Below are 19,469 nucleotides of genomic sequence, written 5' to 3'. Positions count from 1 at the left end.
CAGTTCATACATGCTCTGTTCTCCTTTGGTTTGGGGCGCTTCGGCCCCCGTGGTGACTGGTAGCTGGACGGCGGCCGGGCGCCAGCGGCGCAGCAGCAAGGCGTTGCTCACGACGCTGACCGAACTGAATGCCATGGCGGCGCCGGCCAGCATCGGGTTGAGCAGGCCAAAGGCCGCCAGCGGGATGCCGACGACATTGTAGGCAAAGGCCCAGCCCAGGTTCTGGCGGATCTTGCGGTAGGTCTGCTGCGACATCACAATGGCGTCCATCACGAGGCGTGGATCGGGACGCATCAGCGTGATGCCGGCCGTGTGCATGGCCACGTCCAGCCCACCCATGGCGATGCCGACATGGGCCGCGGCGAGCGCCGGTGCATCGTTGATGCCGTCGCCGACCATGGCGACGGTCGCTCCGCGCATCATTGCCGCACGCACCGCCTCGGCTTTCTCTTCCGGCAGCACGCCGGCCTGGTAGTGCGTGATGCCGAGCGCCTCCGCCACCGCGCGCGCGCGCCCTCATTGTCGCCCGTTAGCATGATGACGCGCACACCCCTTTGCCTGCAGGCTCGATACCGCCTGCGCGGCACCTTCCCTGATCTCGTCGCCAAAGGCGATGAGGCCCAGCACGCCGGCCTTGCCGGTGGCGTCCGCGCGCGCGAGCCAGGACACGCTGCGGCCGAGTTCTTCGTGCCGGCGGGCGCTATCGCGCAGGCCATCGGTCGCCGCGCCCAACTCGGTCATCAGGCGTTCGCTGCCCAGCCAGACGGTCGCGCCCTCGACTTCCGCCCGCACCCCGCGCCCCGGCAGCGCCTGCGCCTCAAGCGCGTCGGGCGATGCCGCACCCGCCGCGCGTGCATGCTCGGTCACCGCCTGCGCCAGCGGATGCTCGCTGTGGCGCTGCACGGCCCAGGCCAGCGCCAGCAGGCGCGCGGGAGTCGTCGCCTTCGAGGGCGAGCACGCGCGGCCGCCCCCGGTCAAGGTGCCGGTCTTGTCGAACACCACCGTGTCCACCGCGTGCGCCAGCTCGAGCGCTTCGGCATCGCGGATCAGGATGCCGTGGCGGGCGGCGGCGCCGGTGCCGACCATGATCGCGGTCGGCGTGGCCAGCCCGAGCGCACAGGGACAGGCAATCACCTGCACCGCCACCGCGTGCAGCAGCGCCGCCTGCCAGTCGCCGGTGGCCATGCCCCAGCCGAGGAAGGCTACGAGCGAGACCAGCAGCACGATGGGGACGAACACCGCGCTGACGCGGTCCACCAGGCGCTGCACCGGCGCCTTGACCGCCTGGGCATCCTCGACCTGGCGGATGATCCGCGCCAGCATGGTATCGGCACCGACGGCGCCCACCTCGACCAGCAGCACGCCGTCGGCATTGATCGCGCCGCCCGCTACCTTGTCGCCGGGCGCCTTCGGCACTGGCAGGCTTTCGCCGGTCAGCAGCGACTCGTCGACGGCGCTGCGGCCTTCGAGCACGCGGCCGTCGGCGGCAATCCGGGCGCCCGGGGCACCACCAACCGGTCGCCTACGCGCAGCGCGTCGATGGGAACGGGCTCGTCGCCGCCCGGACGCCGCACGATCGCCTGGAGCGGGCGCAGCGCCTCGAGCGCGCGGATGGCCTCGACCGTCTGGCCCTTGGCGCGGCGTTCCAGCCACTTGCCGAGCAGGACGAGCGTGATGACGACAGCGGAGGACTCGAAATACAGGTGCGGGGCGCCATGGCCGGGATGTGGATCGGCCAGCAGCAGGTAGACCGACAGCCCGTACGCGGCGCTGGTGCCCAGCGCCACCAGCAGGTCCATGTTGCCGCTGCCGGCACGCAGTGCCTTCCAGCCGGCGCGGTAGAAACGCGCGCCCAGCCAGAACTGCACAGGCGTGGCCAGCAGCCATTGGAGGATGCCGGGCAGGCTCCACTCGAGGTCGAGCAGGCCGCCCAGCATCGGCAGCAGCAGCGGCAGGGTCAGCAGCGCGCTCGCGGCGACGGGCCACCACCGCGCAACAGCATGGCGGACCGGTGCGGCCGCTCCCGTTGCGGCCGGAGGAGCACCGCGTGCCGGCGCGGGCGTGGCGTCGTAGCCGGCCGCGCGTACGGCCGCGAGGACGGCCTCGGGTGCGGCGCTGCCACGCACGGTCGCGCGTTCGGTCGCCAGGTTGACGGCAGCGTCGGTCACGCCCGGCAGCGCGCGCAGGGCTTTTTCGACACGCGCGACACATGAAGCGCATGTCATGCCGGAAATATCAAAGCTTGCCGCAGGGGCAGCCTCATGCTGGTGGGTGTTGTTTTCCATAGGTAATCTCCTTGCGATCCATCCAGCCTGGTCCTTCCCACGATGGGAAGGTCAAGCCAGACAGCCGGGTTTCTTGCGCCATTCGCTATCGCGAGCCGGCCAGGGGAACGCGGCCAGGCCGCGGAAATCGAAGAGATAACCCATCCGTATGCCGTCAACCTGGAGGATGCATGAAGCCCGTTATTCGCCATCATTTGCGCCATTGTATGGTCTTGGGCGCCTGCCTGCTGGCCAGCGCCTGCAGCAAGTTCGATGAAGACCAGGCCGAAGAGGCCGAAGTCGGCCTTGCCGAACAAAGCGCCGGCCCGACACCGTTCATCGCCAACGTCGCCCTGAAAATGAAGGACTTCGACGACCTCGACCGGATTGCATTCACCGTGGCGCCCAAGCCGGGAACGTTCTCGAAGCCGGTCGCCGTCACCTACACCCGCGCCTGGCTCGAACGCAACGGCGCCTGGCGCCCGGCGGACAAGCGGCTCGCCTTTGCCGTGTTCGGCCTGTACGCCGGGTACCAGAACGCCGTTTCCATCACCGCCACCTTCCACGACAATTCCACCCACGCCCTGCAGGTGGCGGTGGCCACGCCCGCGTACACGGGACCGGGGGCGCGCTACAGTACACCCCAGGTGCGCACCGCGCGCAGCGCGACAGCCGTGCCTGGCTTCGACTACATGATGCTGCAGAACGGCCTCGCCACGCCAGCCGTGCTCGACACCGACGGCAACCTGCGCTGGCTCGGCGCGCGCGCGGGCGACTCCCTGAGCTCGGTGTTCAAGCCCGATTCCTTCTACGTCGGTAGCCAGACGGCGCCCGAGCTCTTCCGCTTGAGGCTCGACGGCACCTACACCTCCGCCCGGCTCGCATCCGCGCGCTATACCAACTTCCACCACGACCTCGCGCTGGGCAAGTTTGGGCTTCTCGCCGAAGTCGACGCGCAGGATGGCGGCATTCGGAAGATCGAGTCCATCCTGGCCGAGGTCGGCCCGGGCGGCGAGGTACTGAAGGAATGGGACCTGAACGCCATCTTCCGTTCGACCATGCAGGCCGGCGGCGACGATCCGTCGAATTTCGTGCGCGACGGCGTCGACTGGTTCCACATGAATTCGGCGGTCTATGTCCCGGCCGACGATTCGCTCCTGATCTCCAGCCGCGAAAACTTCGTCGTCAAGCTCGATTACGCCAGCGGGCGCATCAAGTGGCTGCTGGGCGACACCAGCAAGCACTGGTATGTCGACTACCCTTCGCTACGCGCACTGGCGCTCAAGCTCAAGGCGGGCAAGCCGCCGGTCGGGCAGCACGCGCTGTCGATGGCATCGAACGGCGAGCTGCTGCTGTTCAATAACGGGCTGGGCAGCGCCAACCAGCCGCCGGGTACCGCGCCGGGCGTCACGCGCGACTACAGCACGCCTTCGCGCTACACCATCGATGAAACGGCGCGCACGGCCGCCGAGACCTGGGCCTATTCGCCGACACCGGCGATTTTTTCCGACATCTGTTCGAGCGTCTATGAAAGCGCGCCCGGCCACTTCCTCGTCACCTACTCGGTCGCCGCCGGCCGAACCGTCACCAAGCTGATCGGCGTGGACACCGCGGGCAAGGTCGCTTTCGACTTCGAGTATCCGGCGGAAGGATGTGCGGTCGCCTTCATCGGCGAGTCGATCAACTTTGCGAACCTGATCCTGAAGTAGGGGCAGTAGCGCCATGGCCGCCGGCACGGTGGCCGATAGCGGGGCCGCCGCTTCACCGGGCGGCCCTGCTGCCTTGCTGCCGTCCGCTCAGGGGCGCGAGCGCGGCCATCGGCGCGATGACGTAGCGCATGTCGGCGCGGTCGCAGGCCACCGCGCCGGTGAGGAGGAAGCTGTCGCGGCCGAGACGCGGCGCGTCCCCGCCAGCGCCAAGGAAGCTGGGGCCGACGCTGCTCCGGCACAGCACCAGCTGCACTTCGAATTCGACGCAAGGCGGCGCCAGCACCCGCAGGATCGCCCGCAGCGTCGCGGCCGACTCGCCGCTGGGCAGGAAGCGCTCGAATGCGGCACGCCGCAAGGGGCCGATGCGCAGGCGCGCGCGCAGGTCGGGACGCCAGCTGCGCTCGCCGAGCGCGGTGTCCTGGCCCAGCAGCGCGTGTGTCCCCAGCGCGCTTTGTTCCGCCGGCAGCAGTCGGCTCCAGTGGCCCACGGCTTCCTCGAGTGCGATGGCGACCCCGAAGTAACTCGCCAGCACCCGCTCGAGCACCACACCCGACACGGGGGTCCCTGCAGCAGGCCGGCGAAGTGCGCCACCAGGTCGGCGGGTACCGCGGGCGCGGCGGTTCTCACCGGCCTCCGGCGCGGGCACGCTGCCGGCCAGGGCGCGGCTGTCGTCCGGGAATCCCGCCAGTGCCAGCAGCAAGGGCCGCAGGCGCTCCGCGCCGCCCGCAGGCGCCAGTTCGATGCGATGCTTGAACCAGGCCTCGTAAAAGAGCGCCAGCATGCGCCCCGACAGCATGTCGAGAAAGGCGCGCGGCGCCTCGTCATCGTGCCCGGCCTGCCAGGCAGCGATGCGCTCGGTTACATGGGCCGGCAGGCTGCCCTGGGTGCCCAGCAGGCCCATGAAGGCAGGCGTCATGCGCAGGCGCGGCGGCGCCGGCTCGCCAGCATCGTCCACACCAACGAGGCTGGTCCCGGACTCGCATACCGGGGCCTCGATCTGCGCCGGCGGAAAGCCCGGGCGCAGGCTGTTTTCGAAGCGCAGGTGCTCGCGCAAGGCGGCCTCGGGCGCCACGCCTTGCCGCGCCAGCCAGGCCAGCAGCACGCGCACGGCCTGCACGAATTCGAACTCGTGGGGCGCGGCGAGCAGGCGCTCGATCACGGCCGCAGCGTTTCGCCGGTGCGCGGGGCGCATGCGAGGATCTCCTCTCCAGTCTGGCTCGAGACGATCTGGAGCCGGCTGAAACAGTTCAGCTGCCGGTTCAGGCCGAAATAGCGGTCCATTACCGGGCAAACACGTACAGGCCGCTGCCCACGAAAGCGCGTTCGTCGACGCGCATGCGGATCCCCACGCCCGGCATCAGTGATGCCACGGGACGGGTAGGCAACCAGGCGCGCACGGTGCCGTGTTCCAGTGCCCCGATGCCGGCGATCTGCCGGCGTGCGACGGGCGAGCGGGCCAGGTCGTAGAGCGCGAGCATGCGCTGCAGCTCCGGCAGGCTCGCCGTGCTCAAGCCCGCGTGGTTCAGCGACAGGTGGGCAATCAGGCGCCAGTGCGCGCCGTGGCCGCTGCCGAAACGGTAGCTCGGCGTCGGCCTGCGCAACAGGCGCAGCGGCAGGCTGCCCGAGGCGGCCTCGGCCACCAGGTCGCCGCCGGGCAGGCCGTGGGCCAGCTGTGAAGGCAGGTCGCGGTTGGTACAGGTCAGCTCGGTCGATATGGTGGCGCCGGCCGCATCGCCCGGATTGAAATCCGCGTCCAGCAGGGCCAGGCGCATCTCGTGGCCGGGACTGACCCCGGCCAGCGCCTCGTCGTCGCGCCGGGCGACCCAGAAGTGGCCGTGATCGCCTCCCTGGCCATGGCGCAGCGCGTAGAGCGGCGCAAACTCGGTCGTGATGCTGGCGCCGCGCAGTTCGCGCACCGGGGAAACCCGGTCGATGCTGTGGATGTCGAAGGCTGCCGCGTGCGCCGCATCGGCCGCCAGCGGGTACTCGGCGCGCGTATGCGACAGCTGGATCGGGTCGCCGCCCTTGCGGAACAGGTTCACCACCGGCGTGCAGCCCAGCAGCAGGTTGGCAGGCGACAGCGCCGACAGCATGCGCGCCGCGTCGGAATCGAGGGGCAGTCCGGACAGCGCCAGGTGCACGGTGAAGCGCGTGCAGCCGGGCGCCAGCAGGTGCGCCGCCTGTTCCAGGTCGATGTCGATGAAGTTGAATTTTTCGGGATAGCTGAAGTATTCGGTCAGCAGGCCGAAGGCCGGATGCGAGCGCTGCGGCAATGGCAGCAGTGCCTCGTCCTGGCCGAACCCCGCCAGCCGCAGCGGTACCGCATCGAGCGCCAGCCATGGCCCGTCCGCGCCTTGCACCCAGGCCTGGCTGGCGCGCATGCACAGGGTGTCGACCAGGTCCGCGCGCAGCGACGGGTCGCCCTCGACGAACACGCGTATCGGCGCCAGGCCGCGCGCGCACAGTTCGCGCAGCGAACCTTTCATCTCGAAGCCGACGGCGATGAAGGCGTTCGCGCCACGAGGCAGACGCGCCCCGGCCGCGCCACCATGGACGCTGAAGGACGCCTGCACGATGCGCAGCGGGCCCGCCAGCACCGGATAGACGGTACGGAACTGGCAGACCGTGCCCCCCACCGGATGACTGCGCAGCGAAGTTCCCCGCGCGATGAGCGAGAAAGCGTCCGCGCCAGGGGCCAGCAGCTGCGCCACCGAATAGGAGGGCAACGGGCGCAGGTAATGGGGATACAGGCTCTCGAGCAGCGACTCGGTGAACTTCGGGTAGTCGTCGTCGAGGCGCTTGTGAATGCGCGCGCTCAGGAGCGCCACCGACTGGATCAGGCGCGCGACGCTCGGGTCTTCGTAGCTTTCGCCGGCCAGGTGCAGGTCGCTTGCCGGCTTCGGGAAGCGCTTGCGGAACTCGCGCGCGTAGCCGCCAAACACGCCGAGCTCCTCCTCGAAATACCGTAGCAGCTCATCCATTTCTCCTCCACGCGTCCGGGACCGAAATCCATGCTCCCATCGCGGCCGGCCCTTGGCGTTGACAAGCAGCAAGAATGCACGTCCCGATCCCGGCATGCGTACCTGCCGGCACCGGCATGGCCCCGCTGCTTGCCCATGGCGGGCGCACACTGCAGGGCGGGCGCCGCCTTCCGGCCGCACCGTGGTAAATTTTCCAATAATTATCAAACAGATGCGCCACCGGCAAGGTGGCGGCGTCCTGCCCAATCGATGACTTTCGCCAGCGACCAGAAACCCGACCAGCAAGACCTTGCTCCCACTTCCCGCCGCATGCTCGCACTGCGCGACCGGGTGTTCGCCCGCTGGGAAGAGCGCGTGCGCGCCGCCATCGGGGAAGCCGATGCGCTGCGCCATCCGGTACTGGTCGATACGCTGCCGGCCTTCTACGACAACATCTGCGAGGCGGTGACGCCCGGCTATCCGCGCGCGGACGCGGTGGCGGGCGCCACGATCGCGGCCGAACATGGCGGCGAGCGCGCACGCCTGTCCGCCTACGACCACGAGGCGCTGATCGGCGAATACCAGATCCTGCGCAGTGTCATCCCTCGAGGTGCTGCAGGAGGACGGCGCCACGCTGACGCTCAGGGAAACCGCGGCCATCCACCACGCGATCGATGGCGGCATCAAGGATGCGGTCAACGCCTTCACCCCGGTGCACAGCGCCCTGCGCGAGCGCTTCCTCGCGGCGCTGACGCACGACCTGCGCAATCCGCTCAATGCCGCCGCGCTGGCCGCCGAACTCATCGTACGCAACGCCGACCCCGCGCGGACCAGCGAATTCGCCGACAAGGTACTGAGCAACATCCGGCGCGCCGATGGCCTGATCCGCGAATTGCTCGACTCGATGCTGTTCCACGGTAACGGACGCCCCGAGCTGGAGCTGACACGCTTCGACATCGGCGAGGTCGTGAGCGAAGTGTGCCGCGATGCCGCCCTCACCCGCGATCACCACATCGAAACGGACGGCGAACCGGTGCTCGGCTGGTGGTCGCGCCCGGCGCTCAAGCGCGCGCTCGAGAACATGGTCGGCAATGCGGTGAAATACGGCAGTCCGGGAACCACCATCCGCATCAGGGTCCGGTCCGTCGACGAGCGCCTGCTGCTGTCGGTCCACAATGAAGGCAACCCGATTCCGGTCGAGGACCAGGAATCGATTTTCCAGATGTTCCGCCGTGCCCAGTCGGCCCGGGCCGGCGAGCAGAAAGGCTGGGGCATCGGCCTGCCATATGTGCGCGGCGTGGCCGAGAGCCATGGCGGCAGCATCGCGCTCGACAGTGCGCGCGAGCGCGGCACCACCTTCCTGATCGACATCCCCATCGATGCGCGCCCGTTTCGCGATGCGCCCACGCTTGCCTGAACACGCGGGCGAGCGCTGCTGGCGACAGGCACCTTTGATCTAGATCAAAGGTGCCTGCACCGACCGACGCAAACTTTCCGATCCACGCCGGTTCATGTCTGCCAGATGCCTTCGCCGCACATGCCCGCGGCGCCCCATGTCGCCGCCCATGCCTTGCGCCGTGCACGCAAGCTGCTGTTCGCGCGCCTGCACGGGCTCTTCCAGCAACCGGAGGCGGCATTCGTGCGCGGCTTCGCGGGGGTGGTCGCCATCATCGAGGCCGAGCTGGCGCATGAGGAAGCCGTTATCGAGATGCTGGGCCTGGACTGCCTGCAGGCGCGGCGCGCCGACAACGCCTTCCTGCTCGGCGCGCTGCACGCGATCGAAACCCGCGTCGAGGCCGGCGATGCCGAACTCGGCCGCACAGCGATGGCCGCCTGCGCCGATCTGCTGTCGCTGCACCGCCTGACCACCGATCTCGCGGTGGCCCAGGCGCGCCCGTTGCCGGGGCGCGCCAGCCGCATGCGGACGAGCGGGCGCCAGCACCGTCCGCGCTGAGCTCGCGCCCTTCCTGTACATCTCCGGCGCCTTTGCCGTTCCCAGCGCCCGCGCCCGGCAGTCCTTGGGAGCGACCGGCAGTGACGTCGAAATAACAACATCTTGACGAAATTTTGTCGGCGCAGTCCTACAATTTTACCGTATTTACATTAGACTGGATTTCGCATCCAGTACTTCCAGTTCGACTGCATACAGACTGTGGGACCGCTTCGGCCTGCCAGCAGCGCCAGTGCGGCATCGATGGCTCAAGCTGCGTTGCGCCCCCGGCGCCAGCCGGGAAACGCAACCAGAGGCAAAGGAAGCGTGATGAAACTCCGTGGCGACCGGTTCGTTTGTTCCATCCTGTTCGGATTTCCCCTCATGTTCTTGCCCGGGTGCGCATCGATCCAGCCTCCGGCGGAAACGATCTCGGCCAGCACCGTGGCCGAACTGCAGCGCTCCTTCGACAGCTCCCTGAAAGACATCAACGCGGCGCTGTCCGCCCCGCAGGCGGCTCGTTCGGATGCGACCGTCGTGCGCAATTTCATCGAGACCGGCATGGCCATGGCCGATATCGGGTGCAAGGCGTATTTCCGCAACCTTGGCCTGGCCGCGCAGCGCTATGCCTTCGGCCGCAAGGAGCTGGGCCTGACCGGCGGCCTGGTCGCGGGCCTGCAAGGCGTGACCGGGGTCTCCGCAAAGGCGATTGCGATTACGTCCAGCATGTTCTCGTTTGGCAGCGCCTCGACCGAATCCTATGCGGACGTGTTCCTGTTTTCGCCCGACATCAGCGGCATCCAGGACCTGGTCGAGGGTGCCCAAACTACCTATCGCGCGGCCATGCCGCCGGTGACGGCGATGAGCTATGGCGCGGCGGTCGGCATCCTGCGCGACTACGACAAGCTGTGCGAGGTACAAACGATCCGCCGCCTGGTCAACGAGTCGGTCGGCACCGCCAGGTTTGTCGCCTCGACCACGGGCGAGGAACTGCTGTCGGCCGCCGACCGCTTTGCAATCGCCCGTGCCATCGGCGAGCCGACCGTGACAACCGAACAGGTCGCCCTGATCTACTGGCTGGTGTTGGGCGCACCCACCCCGGCGGAGCAGGCGCTGCTGGCGAAGAACCTGCAGGGGCTGGCGCTGTTCGTCGGCAGCGATGGCAAGCTCAAGCCGCTGTCGCCGGAAGACAGGGACCGGATCAAGCGCGTACTGGCGCCGATCGTCGAGCGCGGCGAGGCGAAGCTGGCGGCACTCGTGGCCAGCCTGCGCAATGCCGGCGCAGGCGGTGCCGGTTCGGGAACCGAAGAAACGCCGGAACGCAACGGCGGCGGCCTGCCTTCCGTTCCCCGGACCGGCCCGTGGCCGGCGGCAGCATTTCCATCAAGGTCCATCGTTAACGGCCAACGGCGAGGTGGCTCGTATGTCGACGCGTCGTTCCGGGTTCGGTGGAGGCGGCTGGCGCCGGGCCTGCGCCGCCCCTCGCCCCGGTTGTGCTGCAGCTGGGCGCCCTGGCCCAGGGTCCGTCCCACGACGACGATCGCCTGAACCTGCGTTTCGAGGGTGGCAACCTCGAGCAGAACACCGCGGAAGTGACCGGCGCACTGGTGGACCGCGGCCTGTTGCGCATGGAGGCTTTCCTCAACAAGTCGGCGAAGAATCCCGCCGAACTCATCGAGGCTGAACTCGGCTGGCCCAAAGGCGTCGTCACCGACCTGTTGAGCCTATCGCTGTGCAGGCGCAACGGCCACATCTGTTCCGTCGTCAAGGGCCGGGCAAGCTGGCGCATGCAGAAGCTGCCCTGGTCGACCACGGTCTCGCCGGAGGAGTTCAGCTGCGACGACGCCAGCCTGCCACGCTACATCATCTGCCTGCCCGAGGTGCCGATCAAGTCCTACCTGGCCGGCAAGCGCGTGGTCGCGAACCCCGAGCTCGACAACATTCCCCTGAAGGTCACCAGGGACCTGCGCGGATGCGACGTCTTCGATGCCCGGTGCAAGCGCGTCATCGAACGGCTCAATCCCGGCGGCAAGCCGGAACTGCGGGACGGCGTGACCACCATGATGCTCCCGGCGAAGTCGATCCAGATCCACATCCGCGACAACCCCGCCAGACGCAAGGAAATCGAAAACGTCTTCAACACTGTCGTCGACGCCATTCGCGCGCGCAACGGCTTGTCCGGCTTGAGCTCCGACATGCGCGCCACCGTGCCCATCCACCTGAAGCAGCAGAGTGCCCCGCCGTCCGCGCGCCCAGCGGCAGCGGCAGCGGCGCGGGGCCCTGCGCCCAACCCCTTGCAGGTAATGAACTACGTGCGCGGCCCGCAGCGCGTGATGCCAAATAAGCCCCTTGGCGTCGGGGTCTGGGATGGCTATGCCGACAAAGCGCACTGTGTGTTCAAGCGCGGCGGCCAGAGCGCCATCGTCCTCTACACGCCCCTGCCGATCGATGTATCGAAAATGGGCAAGGTACCGTCCTCGCCCACGTGCGGCAGCTTGCGCAATTTTCTGAGCGACGCCTTCGATCACGCGACCTTTGTCTCGAGCCTGATCGTCGGCAAGAGCACGCCGCCTTTCGTCGTCGGTGCCGCGCCCGATGCCGTGATCTGGCAGGTCGAGCATGTGGGGGATAACCTCAACAAGGACCTGTTCGTGACCGAGGCCGACAAGATCGGCATGCCTGACGTGCGCGTCGTCAATATCAGCCAGGCCTATGAAGCGAAGGAGGACGGCATCAAGACCCAGCTGGCCCATGTGATCTCGCCGGTCGAAGGCTATGGCCACCGGGTCGTGTTCGTGGCCGCGGCGGGCAACGAAGGAACCGACTTCAACAAACAGGGCGTCGCATGCCGGGTCATACCGGCATGCTGGTCGAACGAGGGCGAGGGTGCGAATGCGGTCATCAGTGTCGTTGCTCTCGATGCCGGCGGGCGCAGGCTGCTCGGCTCTTCCAATTCCGGCATCCAGTTCGACGTCGCGGCGGTGGGCGATACCACCGGCGCCGTGTTCGGGGGCGGCTACGCCCGCTACGCCGGCACCTCGTTCGCCGCGCCCTACGTGTCCGCCCTGGCGGCCCTCCTGTTCGAGCGCGTCGAGCGCGATACGGCCAAGATCGACGCCAGGCGGATCAAGCACCGGATCCTCTTCACATCCACCTTCATCGACGGGCTCGAGAGCAAGATGCGCTTTGGCCGGATCGACTTTGCCAGGGCACTCGATTTCAGCCAGGATGTGCTGCGCCTGCGTCCCGGCACCTGCCCGAGGGGCAATTGCATACTGCGTGGCGACGCCAGCCCGAGCACCTCGGTGAACATTTCCTATGCCCTCGACGAACAGGGCAACACGGTCAACGGCCTGTCGCTGGTCATGCGCGACGTGAAGCGCCTGCAGGCCACCAGGCTGCCGAACGGAGAGCAGCGCTTCTGGGTTGTGGTGCGCAAGAACAAGGTCCTCAAGCGCTACAGCGCAGCGATGTTCAGCGACACCTACATTTCGTTCACCGGCCTGCCCAAGGTGGCCGTAGCCGATGTCGAGGACTACACGGCTTGTTCCTTCACCAAAGGCTGCGATGGAGACCTCCTGCCATGAAAAGAACCCTTGCCGCGCTGCTCTGCCTGTTCATGCTGGCCTCGACTGTCACGACGGCGAGCGGCCGCGAACCGAGCTTCGAACAGCGCCATCCGCTCGGTCTGACGGCCACCTACAGCGACTACGGCGGCACCGTGTGGTGGCGCAGCGCGCCCATCAAGGCAAACGACGCCAGCTTCATCCGGCTGAAGTTCACAAGCTTGCGCAATCCCCGCAAGGAGACCGCATTCATCGTAGTGCGCGACGAAGCCGGCAATGAACTGCAACGCCTGTCCTTGCTGGACGTGGATCCCGAGCGGCCGCTGGTCACCATGCGCTTCCAGGCAAGCGAGGTCAGCGCATATGTCGAAGCGCCGGCGCGGCCGCGCGCGCTGCGGCTCACCTTGTCCGACTATTTCACCGACAGCGGCAGGGATCCGCGGCCGCTGTCGATCGGCGCCGTCGACCAGCCCTGGGCCAGCATTGCCGACTTGGATAAAGCGGCGCCGGCCCAGCAGCGCGCACGGGGCGTGGTCAAGCTCCTGTTCACCTCCGACATGTCTTCCTGCACTGGTTTCCTGGTGGCGCCGGGCAAGATCATGACCAACCACCACTGCATCGAAGCGTCGTCCGCGTTCAGCCGCAGCGGAAAGTCGTGCGCCGACGTCGACATCCTGCTCGATTACCTGAGCGACACCAGGCCGCCAGTGACGCTGCGCTGCCTGGATGCGAAAACCTACAAGACACCGGACATCACCGTGCTCAGGGTCGCCCCTGCCGACCTGCCCCTGCTGGCCGGGCGGCCCGTGGCACGCTTCGCCGACGTCAATGCGGCCCTGCCCGTCAAGGTCGAGCTCATCCATCACCCCGGCGGCCTGCCGATGATGCTGTCGCGCGACTGCCAGGCCGTGGACAACAAAGCGACGGCCGCGAACCTGCGGCATACCTGCCATACCGCGGGCGGCAGCTCCGGATCGCCCCTGTTCGACGCGAGCGGCCGCGTCGTCGGTGTACAGGTGAAGGGCTTCCCGAATATCACCATGAGCGAATACACCCGGCGCCTGACTGCGGGCGAGAAGTTCTACAACACGGCGGTCGATGTCAAACGGATGCAGCAAGTACTCGAGGAGCTCGACAAATGAATTGTCTGAACATCATCCTGAAAAGCCAACTGAACCGTTCACTGTGGCTCCTGTCCGCCCTGCTCTGCCTTGGCGACGCGTGCGCGGCCCCGGCCGCGGCACCGACAACCGGCGACCCGCGCGGCACGGTGATCAAGACCTTCCCGCGCGGCAGCGGTGCGCAGCAGCTGGGCATTACCCAGCACACGCCGGAGGCGCCGGCGGTCGGCCCGACCGGCCTGGTCGAGTCCGGGAACGAGGGCGTGTTGATCCCGGACGCAGTCAACGCCCGCGTCCTGCGCGTCTCGCCCACGGGCAAGGCCGAACTGGCCGCGCCGCTGCGTCCACACAGCCTGGCGCAAGACATCGTCCGCCAGGGGCGGGCCGTGTACGTGCTGGAAGACAAGCCCGTGTATGTGGGCAGCGACACGGGCGCCGGCAAGCTGCTCGACCGAGCGTCGACGGAAGCGAGCTCCGCGCCCGCGGCCGCCGCCACCGCCATGTTCGAGGCGAACGGCGCGGTCCCGGAGGACAGCATCGGCGAGACCGACGGCACCCCGGAAAACAGCGGCGGCACACCCGGCACCGGGCGCTGGCTGCGCGCCGCGTCAGGCGAGGGCCAACCGGATGAATACCGCACCGTGCGCGGCGACGACGGCAAAGTGCGCGTGGAAGTGCGCAGGGGGGAGCCGCCACGCATGACGCGCCTGCCCATCGCCATTGCGCCCGCTCTGCTGGGCTCGGTTGCCCTGCTGGGGACGGATGAGGATGGACGCTTTTATGTGCGTGCCGAGCAGTTCGCGCAGCAGCAAGGCGTGGGCCGGGCGAAGGTGTGGGTATTGCGCTATGCACGCGACGGCAGCTTCGACGGCGGCTACGACGTTCCCGACGAATTCCTCGAGCTCGTGCCAAACCGCTACCTGGCCCTGTCGCGCACGGGCACGCTGTACTTCATGGAATCGCACCCCGATCGCACGCGGCTGTGGTCGCTCAACCCCTTCCCGCACGCGCAGTTCGCACGGCGCCAGGAGGAAACGATACGGCGCATCGCCGCCCAGCAGGGTCCAATCCGCTCGAGCGGTGACGCCCGCGAGCGCGACTCCGGCTCCGGGGAGTCGACCGGCGCCGGCCTGACCCGCGCCGCCATCCTGTCGACCGCGGAAGCCTACCGCACCGCGCAGTGGCAGGTCACTTCCGCCAACTACCGGCCAGACGCCGTCTCCGCCTGCGTACCCGCCCGCGGCAAGCGCTGGTTGAGGCCGGCCTACCTCGAGGGCCAGCTGGGCAAGCGCGTTACCGGTATCCCCTACAACTGGGGCGGCTACATCACAATCGCCGCGTTCATGCAGCGCACCGCCGAGGGCTATGCAGGGGGCAATATCTGTACGTGCAGGAAGGGCGACTGCGTCGACCGCCGCGCCGCCGGGGTCGACTGCTCGGGCTTTGTCTCGCAGACCTGGAATGTCAAACGCCGTACGACGGCACGCCTGAAGGAAGTAGCCCGCCCACTTCCCTCCTACGCGGAACTCAGGCCCGGAGATGCGATGAACAAGCCTGGCAGCCACGTGCGACTGTTCGTCTCGCTCAGCCCGACGGGAAACGGCTCGATCCGGGCTTACGAGGCCTCGACCAGTTGCGGCCGTGTGTGCCTGCGCGATTTCTCGACCAGGCAGCTCGAGGGCTATTTGCCGCTGGGGGCGCCGGTGAAGGAATGAGGCTGGCGGGTAGAATAACTGCCGCAGGAAAGAAAAAAGCCACCTTGCGGTGGCTTTTATCTTTGAAACTCTGGCGGAGACGGTGGGATTCGAACCCACGATACGGGTATAAGCCATATGCATCCTTAGCAGGGATGTGCCTTCGGCCACTCGGCCACGTCTCCAATCAACTCCAGCAGACTGCGCTAGCGCTGAGTGCAAGCATCTTAATCGCCGGTGCCGGATTGGTCAAGGCGCACGGCGGAAAATATGGGAAAAAGTTAAGCTTTCTCCAGGCCAAACGCTTTATGCAGGGCGCGTACGGCCAGTTCCATGTATTTCTCGTCGATCAGCACCGAAATCTTGATCTCGGAAGTCGAGATCATCATGATGTTGATGCCCTCTTCCGCCAGCGTGCGGAACATTTCCGAGGCGACGCCGACATGGCTGCGCATGCCCACGCCGACGGCCGAGACCTTCGACACTTTCGCGTCGCCGACCAGGCGGGTGTAGCCGAGCTGTTCGCGCTGGGCTTCGAGCACCGACATGGCGCGCTGGTAGTCGTTGCGCGAGACCGTGAAGGTGAAGTCGGTCTTGCCGTCGACCGACTGGTTCTGGATGATCATGTCCACTTCGATGTTGGCGTCCGATACCGGGCCCAGGATGTGAAAGGCGACGCCTGGCTTGTCCGGCACGCCCATGACGGTGATCTTGGCTTCATCACGGTGGTTGGCGATACCGGAGATGACGGCTTGTTCCATGTTGGTTTCTTCCTCAAACGAAATCAGGGTGCCGGAGTTGGCTTCTTCTTGCAGCGGCATGTGCGGGTCGGTCAGGGACGACAGCACGCGTGTCGGTACCTGATAGTTCCCCGCGAACTCGACCGAGCGAGTCTGCAGCACTTTCGAGCCAAGCGAAGCCAGTTCCAGCATTTCTTCAAAAGTGATCTTTTCCAGCCGGCGCGCTTCGTCCACGATGCGCGGGTCGGTCGTGTACACGCCATCGACGTCGGTGTAGATCAGGCACTCGTCGGCTTTCAGCGCGGCGGCGATTGCCACGGCCGAGGTGTCCGAACCGCCGCGGCCCAGCGTCGAGATATTGCCCTGCTCATCCACGCCCTGGAAACCGGTGATGATGACGATCTTGCCGGCATCGAGATCGGCGCGCACGCGCGAGTCGTCGATCGACTGGATGCGCGCTTTCGTAAACGACGAATCGGTGCGGATGCCGACCTGCCAGCCGGTATAGGACACGGCATCCTTGCCGATGGCCAGCAGCGCCATCGCCAGCAGGCCTACCGACACCTGCTCGCCGGTGGAGGCGATCATGTCCAGTTCGCGCGGGTCCGGCTCGGCCATGATTTCCTTCGCCAGGCCGATCAGGCGATTCGTTTCGCCCGACATTGCCGAGGGCACCACGACGATCTTGTATCCGGCGTCATGCCACTTGGCGACGCGGGCCGCAACGTTCTTGATACGGTCCGTCGAGCCCATCGACGTACCACCGTATTTGTGGACAATTAAAGCCATAACAGGATGTTTTCCAGCTTGTAGAAGATCAAAAGGGAGCAACTACAATAACATGTTGCATCGCAAAATCACAAGAGAGGAAATTCCAAAAGCTATACGAAACGAAAATAAGGTAATACGTTTTTCGCATAGAAACTATTCGGATATTAGCGGGCACGAGCGTGCGCGGGAGTGGCTCCCGATCCGCAACAATGTGGCGGTGCGGCGGGGCGAACGCCCGCTGCCGGCGGACCTCAAGCCTCGCTTGATTCCCAGCGCAGAGCGATCAGCGCTAAGCCTGGCGCGCCGAAATGGCGGCAATCCATGCCGAGGCCGGCCGCGTACAGCAGGTCCGGTCCGCTGCTGACGATGGGCAGGCGCATACGCTCCCAGGCTGGCACGTCGCAGGCCTGGTAATGCGCCTTCAGGCTGCGCGTCGGCCGGTTGGCGGCAAGCTGAGGCGCTCGCCGCCCTTGCGGAAGTCGATGACGAGCCGCTGGCTGCGCAGCCAGGCTGCCTCGAAACCCTGCCCGGCAGGCTCGAAGTGCAGCACGCCGCCATAGCTGGGAAACGCCAGCCGGGCTTCGCCGCGCCAGACAAACGATTCGCCCAGCTTCTCGATGACGCCCTCGTCGTCGGGGTCGCGCATGCCGGCCAGCGCCGGCAGTTTCGAGGTGATGTACAGGCGCTCGCGGTAGCGCCGGATGTGGCAGGCCGGATGGGTCACAAGCAGCTGGGCGTCCTCGCGCGCTTCCAACAGCTGCGTCACCATCTCTTCCAGCCATGCGGTCGAGGGCATCGCCAGCGCGCGCTGCTTGAACCAGTGGCGCAGCAGGTTATGGACGCGGTCGATGCTCATGGCGCGCAGCCGGGCGACGTCGAGCGCGTCATCGATCAGGCAGGTGACCAGGTCCCGGGCGGCGAGCTCGTCCAGCAGGCGCTGGGCCGACTGCGCATGCGCCGCGCTACGGGCAAAGCGGGCTTGAAAGCCCGGAAAGGCCAGCGCCAGCGCCGGCATCACGGTGTGGCGCAAGGCGTTGCGGGCGTAGCGCGCATCCAGGTTCGATTCGTCCTCGACCCGGGATAATCCCTGCTGGCGTCCACAGGCTTCGAGCTCGGCGCGCGCGTGCGGCAGCAGCGGACGCGCCATGATGAGGTCAGGATTGCCGAGCAGCTCGGGGCGGCATTGGCGCCGTCCATGCCCGACAGGCCTGCCGGCCCGGAGCCGCGCAGCAGTTGCAGCAGCACGGTCTCGGCCTGGTCGTCGAGGTGATGCGCGGTCAGCAGCACGGTGGCGCCGTGCGCCGCGCACATCTCGCCGAGCGCGCGGTAGCGCAGCTTGCGCGCCGCGGCTTCGACGCCGGCGCCGCCCTTCTCCACCGTCACCCGGCGATGGTCGCAGGCGAGGCCCAGCGCCGCCGCGCCGGACTCGACGTGGCCGAGCCAGGCATCGGCGTTCGGGCTCAGGCCGTGGTGAACGTGGAAGACGTGCAGCGCGACGCCCTGCTCGCGGCACCAATCGGCGGCCAGCCGCAGCAGGACCATCGAATCGAGGCCGCCGCTGCACCTACCGCAATGGAGGAAGGAAGGATTGCGCGCGCAGCGCCGCGAGGGCGCGCGCGAAGGTGGCCGGGACGGACCCGGCTTGGGGACGACTCACGCGTTACGACTTTCTCGGTACGGCTGCTACCGCTTACTCTTCGCTCGGCGTCGTTTCCTTGAACTTGCCGTAGGCCATCAGCTTCTGGTGACGGGCTTCGAGCAGGTCGCGGGTCTTCATGCCGTGGAACTGGCGCAGGGTATCGGCCAGCGCGCGCTTGAGCATCTGCGCCATGCCTTTCGGATCGCGGTGGGCGCCGCCGAGCGGTTCGTTGATGATCTTGTCGATCAGGCCGATGGCTTTCAGGCGGTGCGCCGTCAGGCCGAGGGCGTCGGCGGCGTCGGATGCACGCTCCGAGGTCTTCCACAGGATCGAGGCGCAGCCTTCCGGCGAGATGACCGAGTAGGTGGCGTACTGCAGCATCAGGACGGCGTCGCCCACGGCAATCGCCAGCGCGCCGCCGGAGCCGCCTTCACCGATGATGGTGGCGATCAGCGGCACTTTCAGTTCGGCCATGACGTACAGGTTGTGGCCGATGGCTTCGGACTGGCCGCGCTCTTCGGCATCGATGCCTGGGAAAGCGCCCGGGGTGTCGACAAAGGTGAAGATCGGCAGGTTGAACTTTTCGGCGAGCTTCATCAGGCGCATGGCCTTGCGGTAGCCTTCCGGACGGGGCATGCCGAAGTTGCGCATCGCGCGCTCTTTCGTGTCGCGGCCCTTCTGGTGGCCGATGACCATGCAGGCCTGGCCGTTGAAGCGTGCCAGGCCGCCGACGATGGACTGGTCGTCGGCGAAGCTGCGGTCGCCGCGCAGTTCATGGAAGTCGGTGAAGATCTCGTTCACGTAGTCCATCGTGTACGGACGCTGGGGGTGGCGCGCGATCTGCGAGACTTGCCAGGGCGTCAGCTTGGCGTAGATGTCCTTGGTGAGCTGCTGGCTCTTCTTGGCCAGGCGGTCGATTTCTTCCGAGATGTCGACGGCCGAATCGTCCTGGACGAAACGCAGTTCTTCGATCTTCGAATCGAGCTCGGCAATAGGCTGCTCGAAGCTGAGGAAAGTTGTTTTAGTCATTGTACCTCCGGGTTGTTCTGTGGCCGCGGCGTGCGGCAGCCTGCGG

15 protein-coding genes, 1 tRNA gene and 1 pseudogene are annotated in these 19,469 nt (G+C 67.2%); 7 read left to right on the top strand and 10 right to left on the bottom strand.

Annotated features, from left to right (window positions below; all coding sequences use genetic code 11):
- Positions 1-213 precede the first annotated feature (213 nt).
- Both G4G31_RS29125 and G4G31_RS29120 read right to left on the bottom strand, forming a co-directional pair.
- Positions 214-1,473: pseudogene (locus tag G4G31_RS29125) on the bottom strand (heavy metal translocating P-type ATPase); the annotation flags it as partial.
- Positions 1,434-2,285 carry a cation transporter gene (locus tag G4G31_RS29120; protein WP_374011239.1) on the bottom strand — a complete coding sequence of 284 codons (852 nt, stop codon included), beginning with the start codon at positions 2,283-2,285 and terminating at the stop codon, positions 1,434-1,436. The pseudogene G4G31_RS29125 and the gene G4G31_RS29120, both read right to left, overlap by 40 nt.
- A 206-nt stretch (positions 2,286-2,491) precedes the next feature.
- Here G4G31_RS29120 and G4G31_RS13965 point away from each other — a divergent pair, with 206 nt between their 5' ends.
- Positions 2,492-3,973, top strand: coding sequence for an aryl-sulfate sulfotransferase (locus G4G31_RS13965; RefSeq protein WP_182988204.1), 1,482 nt, complete (start codon positions 2,492-2,494; stop codon positions 3,971-3,973).
- Positions 3,974-4,025: 52 nt separating this feature from the next.
- Here G4G31_RS13965 and tssG read toward each other — a convergent pair whose 3' ends face one another.
- Together tssG and tssF are read right to left on the bottom strand one after the other, a co-directional pair.
- Entirely contained in the window at positions 4,026-5,165 is a 1,140-nt protein-coding gene (tssG, locus tag G4G31_RS13960) for a type VI secretion system baseplate subunit TssG (protein WP_182988203.1), read from the bottom strand.
- Between the two features lie 88 nt (positions 5,166-5,253).
- On the bottom strand, positions 5,254-6,954 hold the full coding sequence (tssF, locus tag G4G31_RS13955) for a type VI secretion system baseplate subunit TssF (protein WP_229424966.1): 1,701 nt from the start codon (positions 6,952-6,954) through the stop codon (positions 5,254-5,256).
- Between the two features lie 574 nt (positions 6,955-7,528).
- Between tssF and G4G31_RS13950 the strand changes: the two genes are divergently transcribed.
- The 6 genes from G4G31_RS13950 to G4G31_RS13925 all read left to right on the top strand — a co-directional run bounded on the left by G4G31_RS13950 (position 7,529) and on the right by G4G31_RS13925 (position 15,265).
- The gene (locus G4G31_RS13950) at positions 7,529-8,350 is read left to right on the top strand and encodes a sensor histidine kinase KdpD (protein ID WP_202033619.1); all 822 of its coding nucleotides are present in this window, start codon (positions 7,529-7,531) and stop codon (positions 8,348-8,350) included.
- 120 nt (positions 8,351-8,470) lie between these two features.
- The gene (locus tag G4G31_RS13945; protein ID WP_182988202.1) at positions 8,471-8,887 is read left to right on the top strand and encodes a hypothetical protein; all 417 of its coding nucleotides are present in this window, start codon (positions 8,471-8,473) and stop codon (positions 8,885-8,887) included.
- Positions 8,888-9,247: 360 nt separating this feature from the next.
- Positions 9,248-10,411, top strand: coding sequence for a hypothetical protein (locus G4G31_RS13940; protein ID WP_182988201.1), 1,164 nt, complete (start codon positions 9,248-9,250; stop codon positions 10,409-10,411).
- Positions 10,357-12,450, top strand: a complete 2,094-nt coding sequence (locus tag G4G31_RS13935) for a S8/S53 family peptidase (protein WP_182988200.1) — start codon at positions 10,357-10,359, stop codon at positions 12,448-12,450. Before G4G31_RS13940 ends, G4G31_RS13935 begins: the two co-directional genes overlap by 55 nt.
- Positions 12,447-13,571, top strand: coding sequence for a serine protease (locus G4G31_RS13930; protein WP_182988199.1), 1,125 nt, complete (start codon positions 12,447-12,449; stop codon positions 13,569-13,571). The genes G4G31_RS13935 and G4G31_RS13930 overlap by 4 nt, the downstream gene beginning before the upstream one ends.
- The gene (locus G4G31_RS13925) at positions 13,568-15,265 is read left to right on the top strand and encodes a hypothetical protein (RefSeq protein WP_182988198.1); all 1,698 of its coding nucleotides are present in this window, start codon (positions 13,568-13,570) and stop codon (positions 15,263-15,265) included. The genes G4G31_RS13930 and G4G31_RS13925 overlap by 4 nt, the downstream gene beginning before the upstream one ends.
- A 71-nt stretch (positions 15,266-15,336) precedes the next feature.
- Here G4G31_RS13925 and G4G31_RS13920 read toward each other — a convergent pair.
- The 6 genes from G4G31_RS13920 to G4G31_RS13905 all read right to left on the bottom strand — a co-directional run bounded on the left by G4G31_RS13920 (position 15,337) and on the right by G4G31_RS13905 (position 19,423).
- Positions 15,337-15,429: transfer RNA gene (locus tag G4G31_RS13920), tRNA-Ser, on the bottom strand.
- Positions 15,430-15,525: 96 nt separating this feature from the next.
- Positions 15,526-16,773: an aspartate kinase gene (locus G4G31_RS13915; protein ID WP_182988197.1), complete on the bottom strand. Its 1,248-nt coding sequence runs from the start codon at positions 16,771-16,773 to the stop codon at positions 15,526-15,528.
- Positions 16,774-17,006: 233 nt separating this feature from the next.
- Positions 17,007-17,180, bottom strand: coding sequence for a TilS substrate C-terminal domain-containing protein (locus G4G31_RS28380; RefSeq protein WP_308622171.1), 174 nt, complete (start codon positions 17,178-17,180; stop codon positions 17,007-17,009).
- The gene (locus G4G31_RS28375) at positions 17,177-17,887 is read right to left on the bottom strand and encodes a TilS substrate-binding domain-containing protein (RefSeq protein ID WP_308622170.1); all 711 of its coding nucleotides are present in this window, start codon (positions 17,885-17,887) and stop codon (positions 17,177-17,179) included. Before G4G31_RS28375 ends, G4G31_RS28380 begins: the two co-directional genes overlap by 4 nt.
- Positions 17,770-18,297, bottom strand: a complete 528-nt coding sequence (gene tilS, locus G4G31_RS28370) for a tRNA lysidine(34) synthetase TilS (protein ID WP_308621469.1) — start codon at positions 18,295-18,297, stop codon at positions 17,770-17,772. Before tilS ends, G4G31_RS28375 begins: the two co-directional genes overlap by 118 nt.
- A gap of 148 nt (positions 18,298-18,445) precedes the next feature.
- Complete coding sequence (locus G4G31_RS13905; RefSeq protein WP_182988196.1) at positions 18,446-19,423, bottom strand: acetyl-CoA carboxylase carboxyltransferase subunit alpha; 978 nt, start codon at positions 19,421-19,423, stop codon at positions 18,446-18,448.
- Positions 19,424-19,469 lie beyond the last annotated feature (46 nt).

The organism is Massilia sp. Se16.2.3, assembly GCF_014171595.1.
GTDB lineage: Bacteria > Pseudomonadota > Gammaproteobacteria > Burkholderiales > Burkholderiaceae_D > Telluria.
The sequence above is the reverse complement of the archived record's forward strand: the minus strand, read 5'-3'. Positions and strand labels throughout refer to the sequence as shown.

Bases quoted from the DNA above. Each gene is read 5' to 3' on its own strand.
- G4G31_RS29120 (WP_374011239.1), bottom strand. From the start codon at position 2,285: ATGGAAAACAACACCCACCAGCATGAGGCTGCCCCTGCGGCAAGCTTT.
- G4G31_RS13965 (WP_182988204.1), top strand. From the start codon at position 2,492: ATGGTCTTGGGCGCCTGCCTGCTGGCCAGCGCCTGCAGCAAGTTCGAT.
- tssG (WP_182988203.1), bottom strand. From the start codon at position 5,165: ATGCGCCCCGCGCACCGGCGAAACGCTGCGGCCGTGATCGAGCGCCTG.
- tssF (WP_229424966.1), bottom strand. From the start codon at position 6,954: ATGGATGAGCTGCTACGGTATTTCGAGGAGGAGCTCGGCGTGTTTGGC.
- G4G31_RS13945 (WP_182988202.1), top strand. From the start codon at position 8,471: ATGCCCGCGGCGCCCCATGTCGCCGCCCATGCCTTGCGCCGTGCACGC.
- G4G31_RS13940 (WP_182988201.1), top strand. From the start codon at position 9,248: ATGTTCTTGCCCGGGTGCGCATCGATCCAGCCTCCGGCGGAAACGATC.
- G4G31_RS13930 (WP_182988199.1), top strand. From the start codon at position 12,447: ATGAAAAGAACCCTTGCCGCGCTGCTCTGCCTGTTCATGCTGGCCTCG.
- G4G31_RS13925 (WP_182988198.1), top strand. From the start codon at position 13,568: ATGAATTGTCTGAACATCATCCTGAAAAGCCAACTGAACCGTTCACTG.
- G4G31_RS13915 (WP_182988197.1), bottom strand. From the start codon at position 16,773: ATGGCTTTAATTGTCCACAAATACGGTGGTACGTCGATGGGCTCGACG.
- tilS (WP_308621469.1), bottom strand. From the start codon at position 18,297: ATGGTCCTGCTGCGGCTGGCCGCCGATTGGTGCCGCGAGCAGGGCGTC.
- G4G31_RS13905 (WP_182988196.1), bottom strand. From the start codon at position 19,423: ATGACTAAAACAACTTTCCTCAGCTTCGAGCAGCCTATTGCCGAGCTC.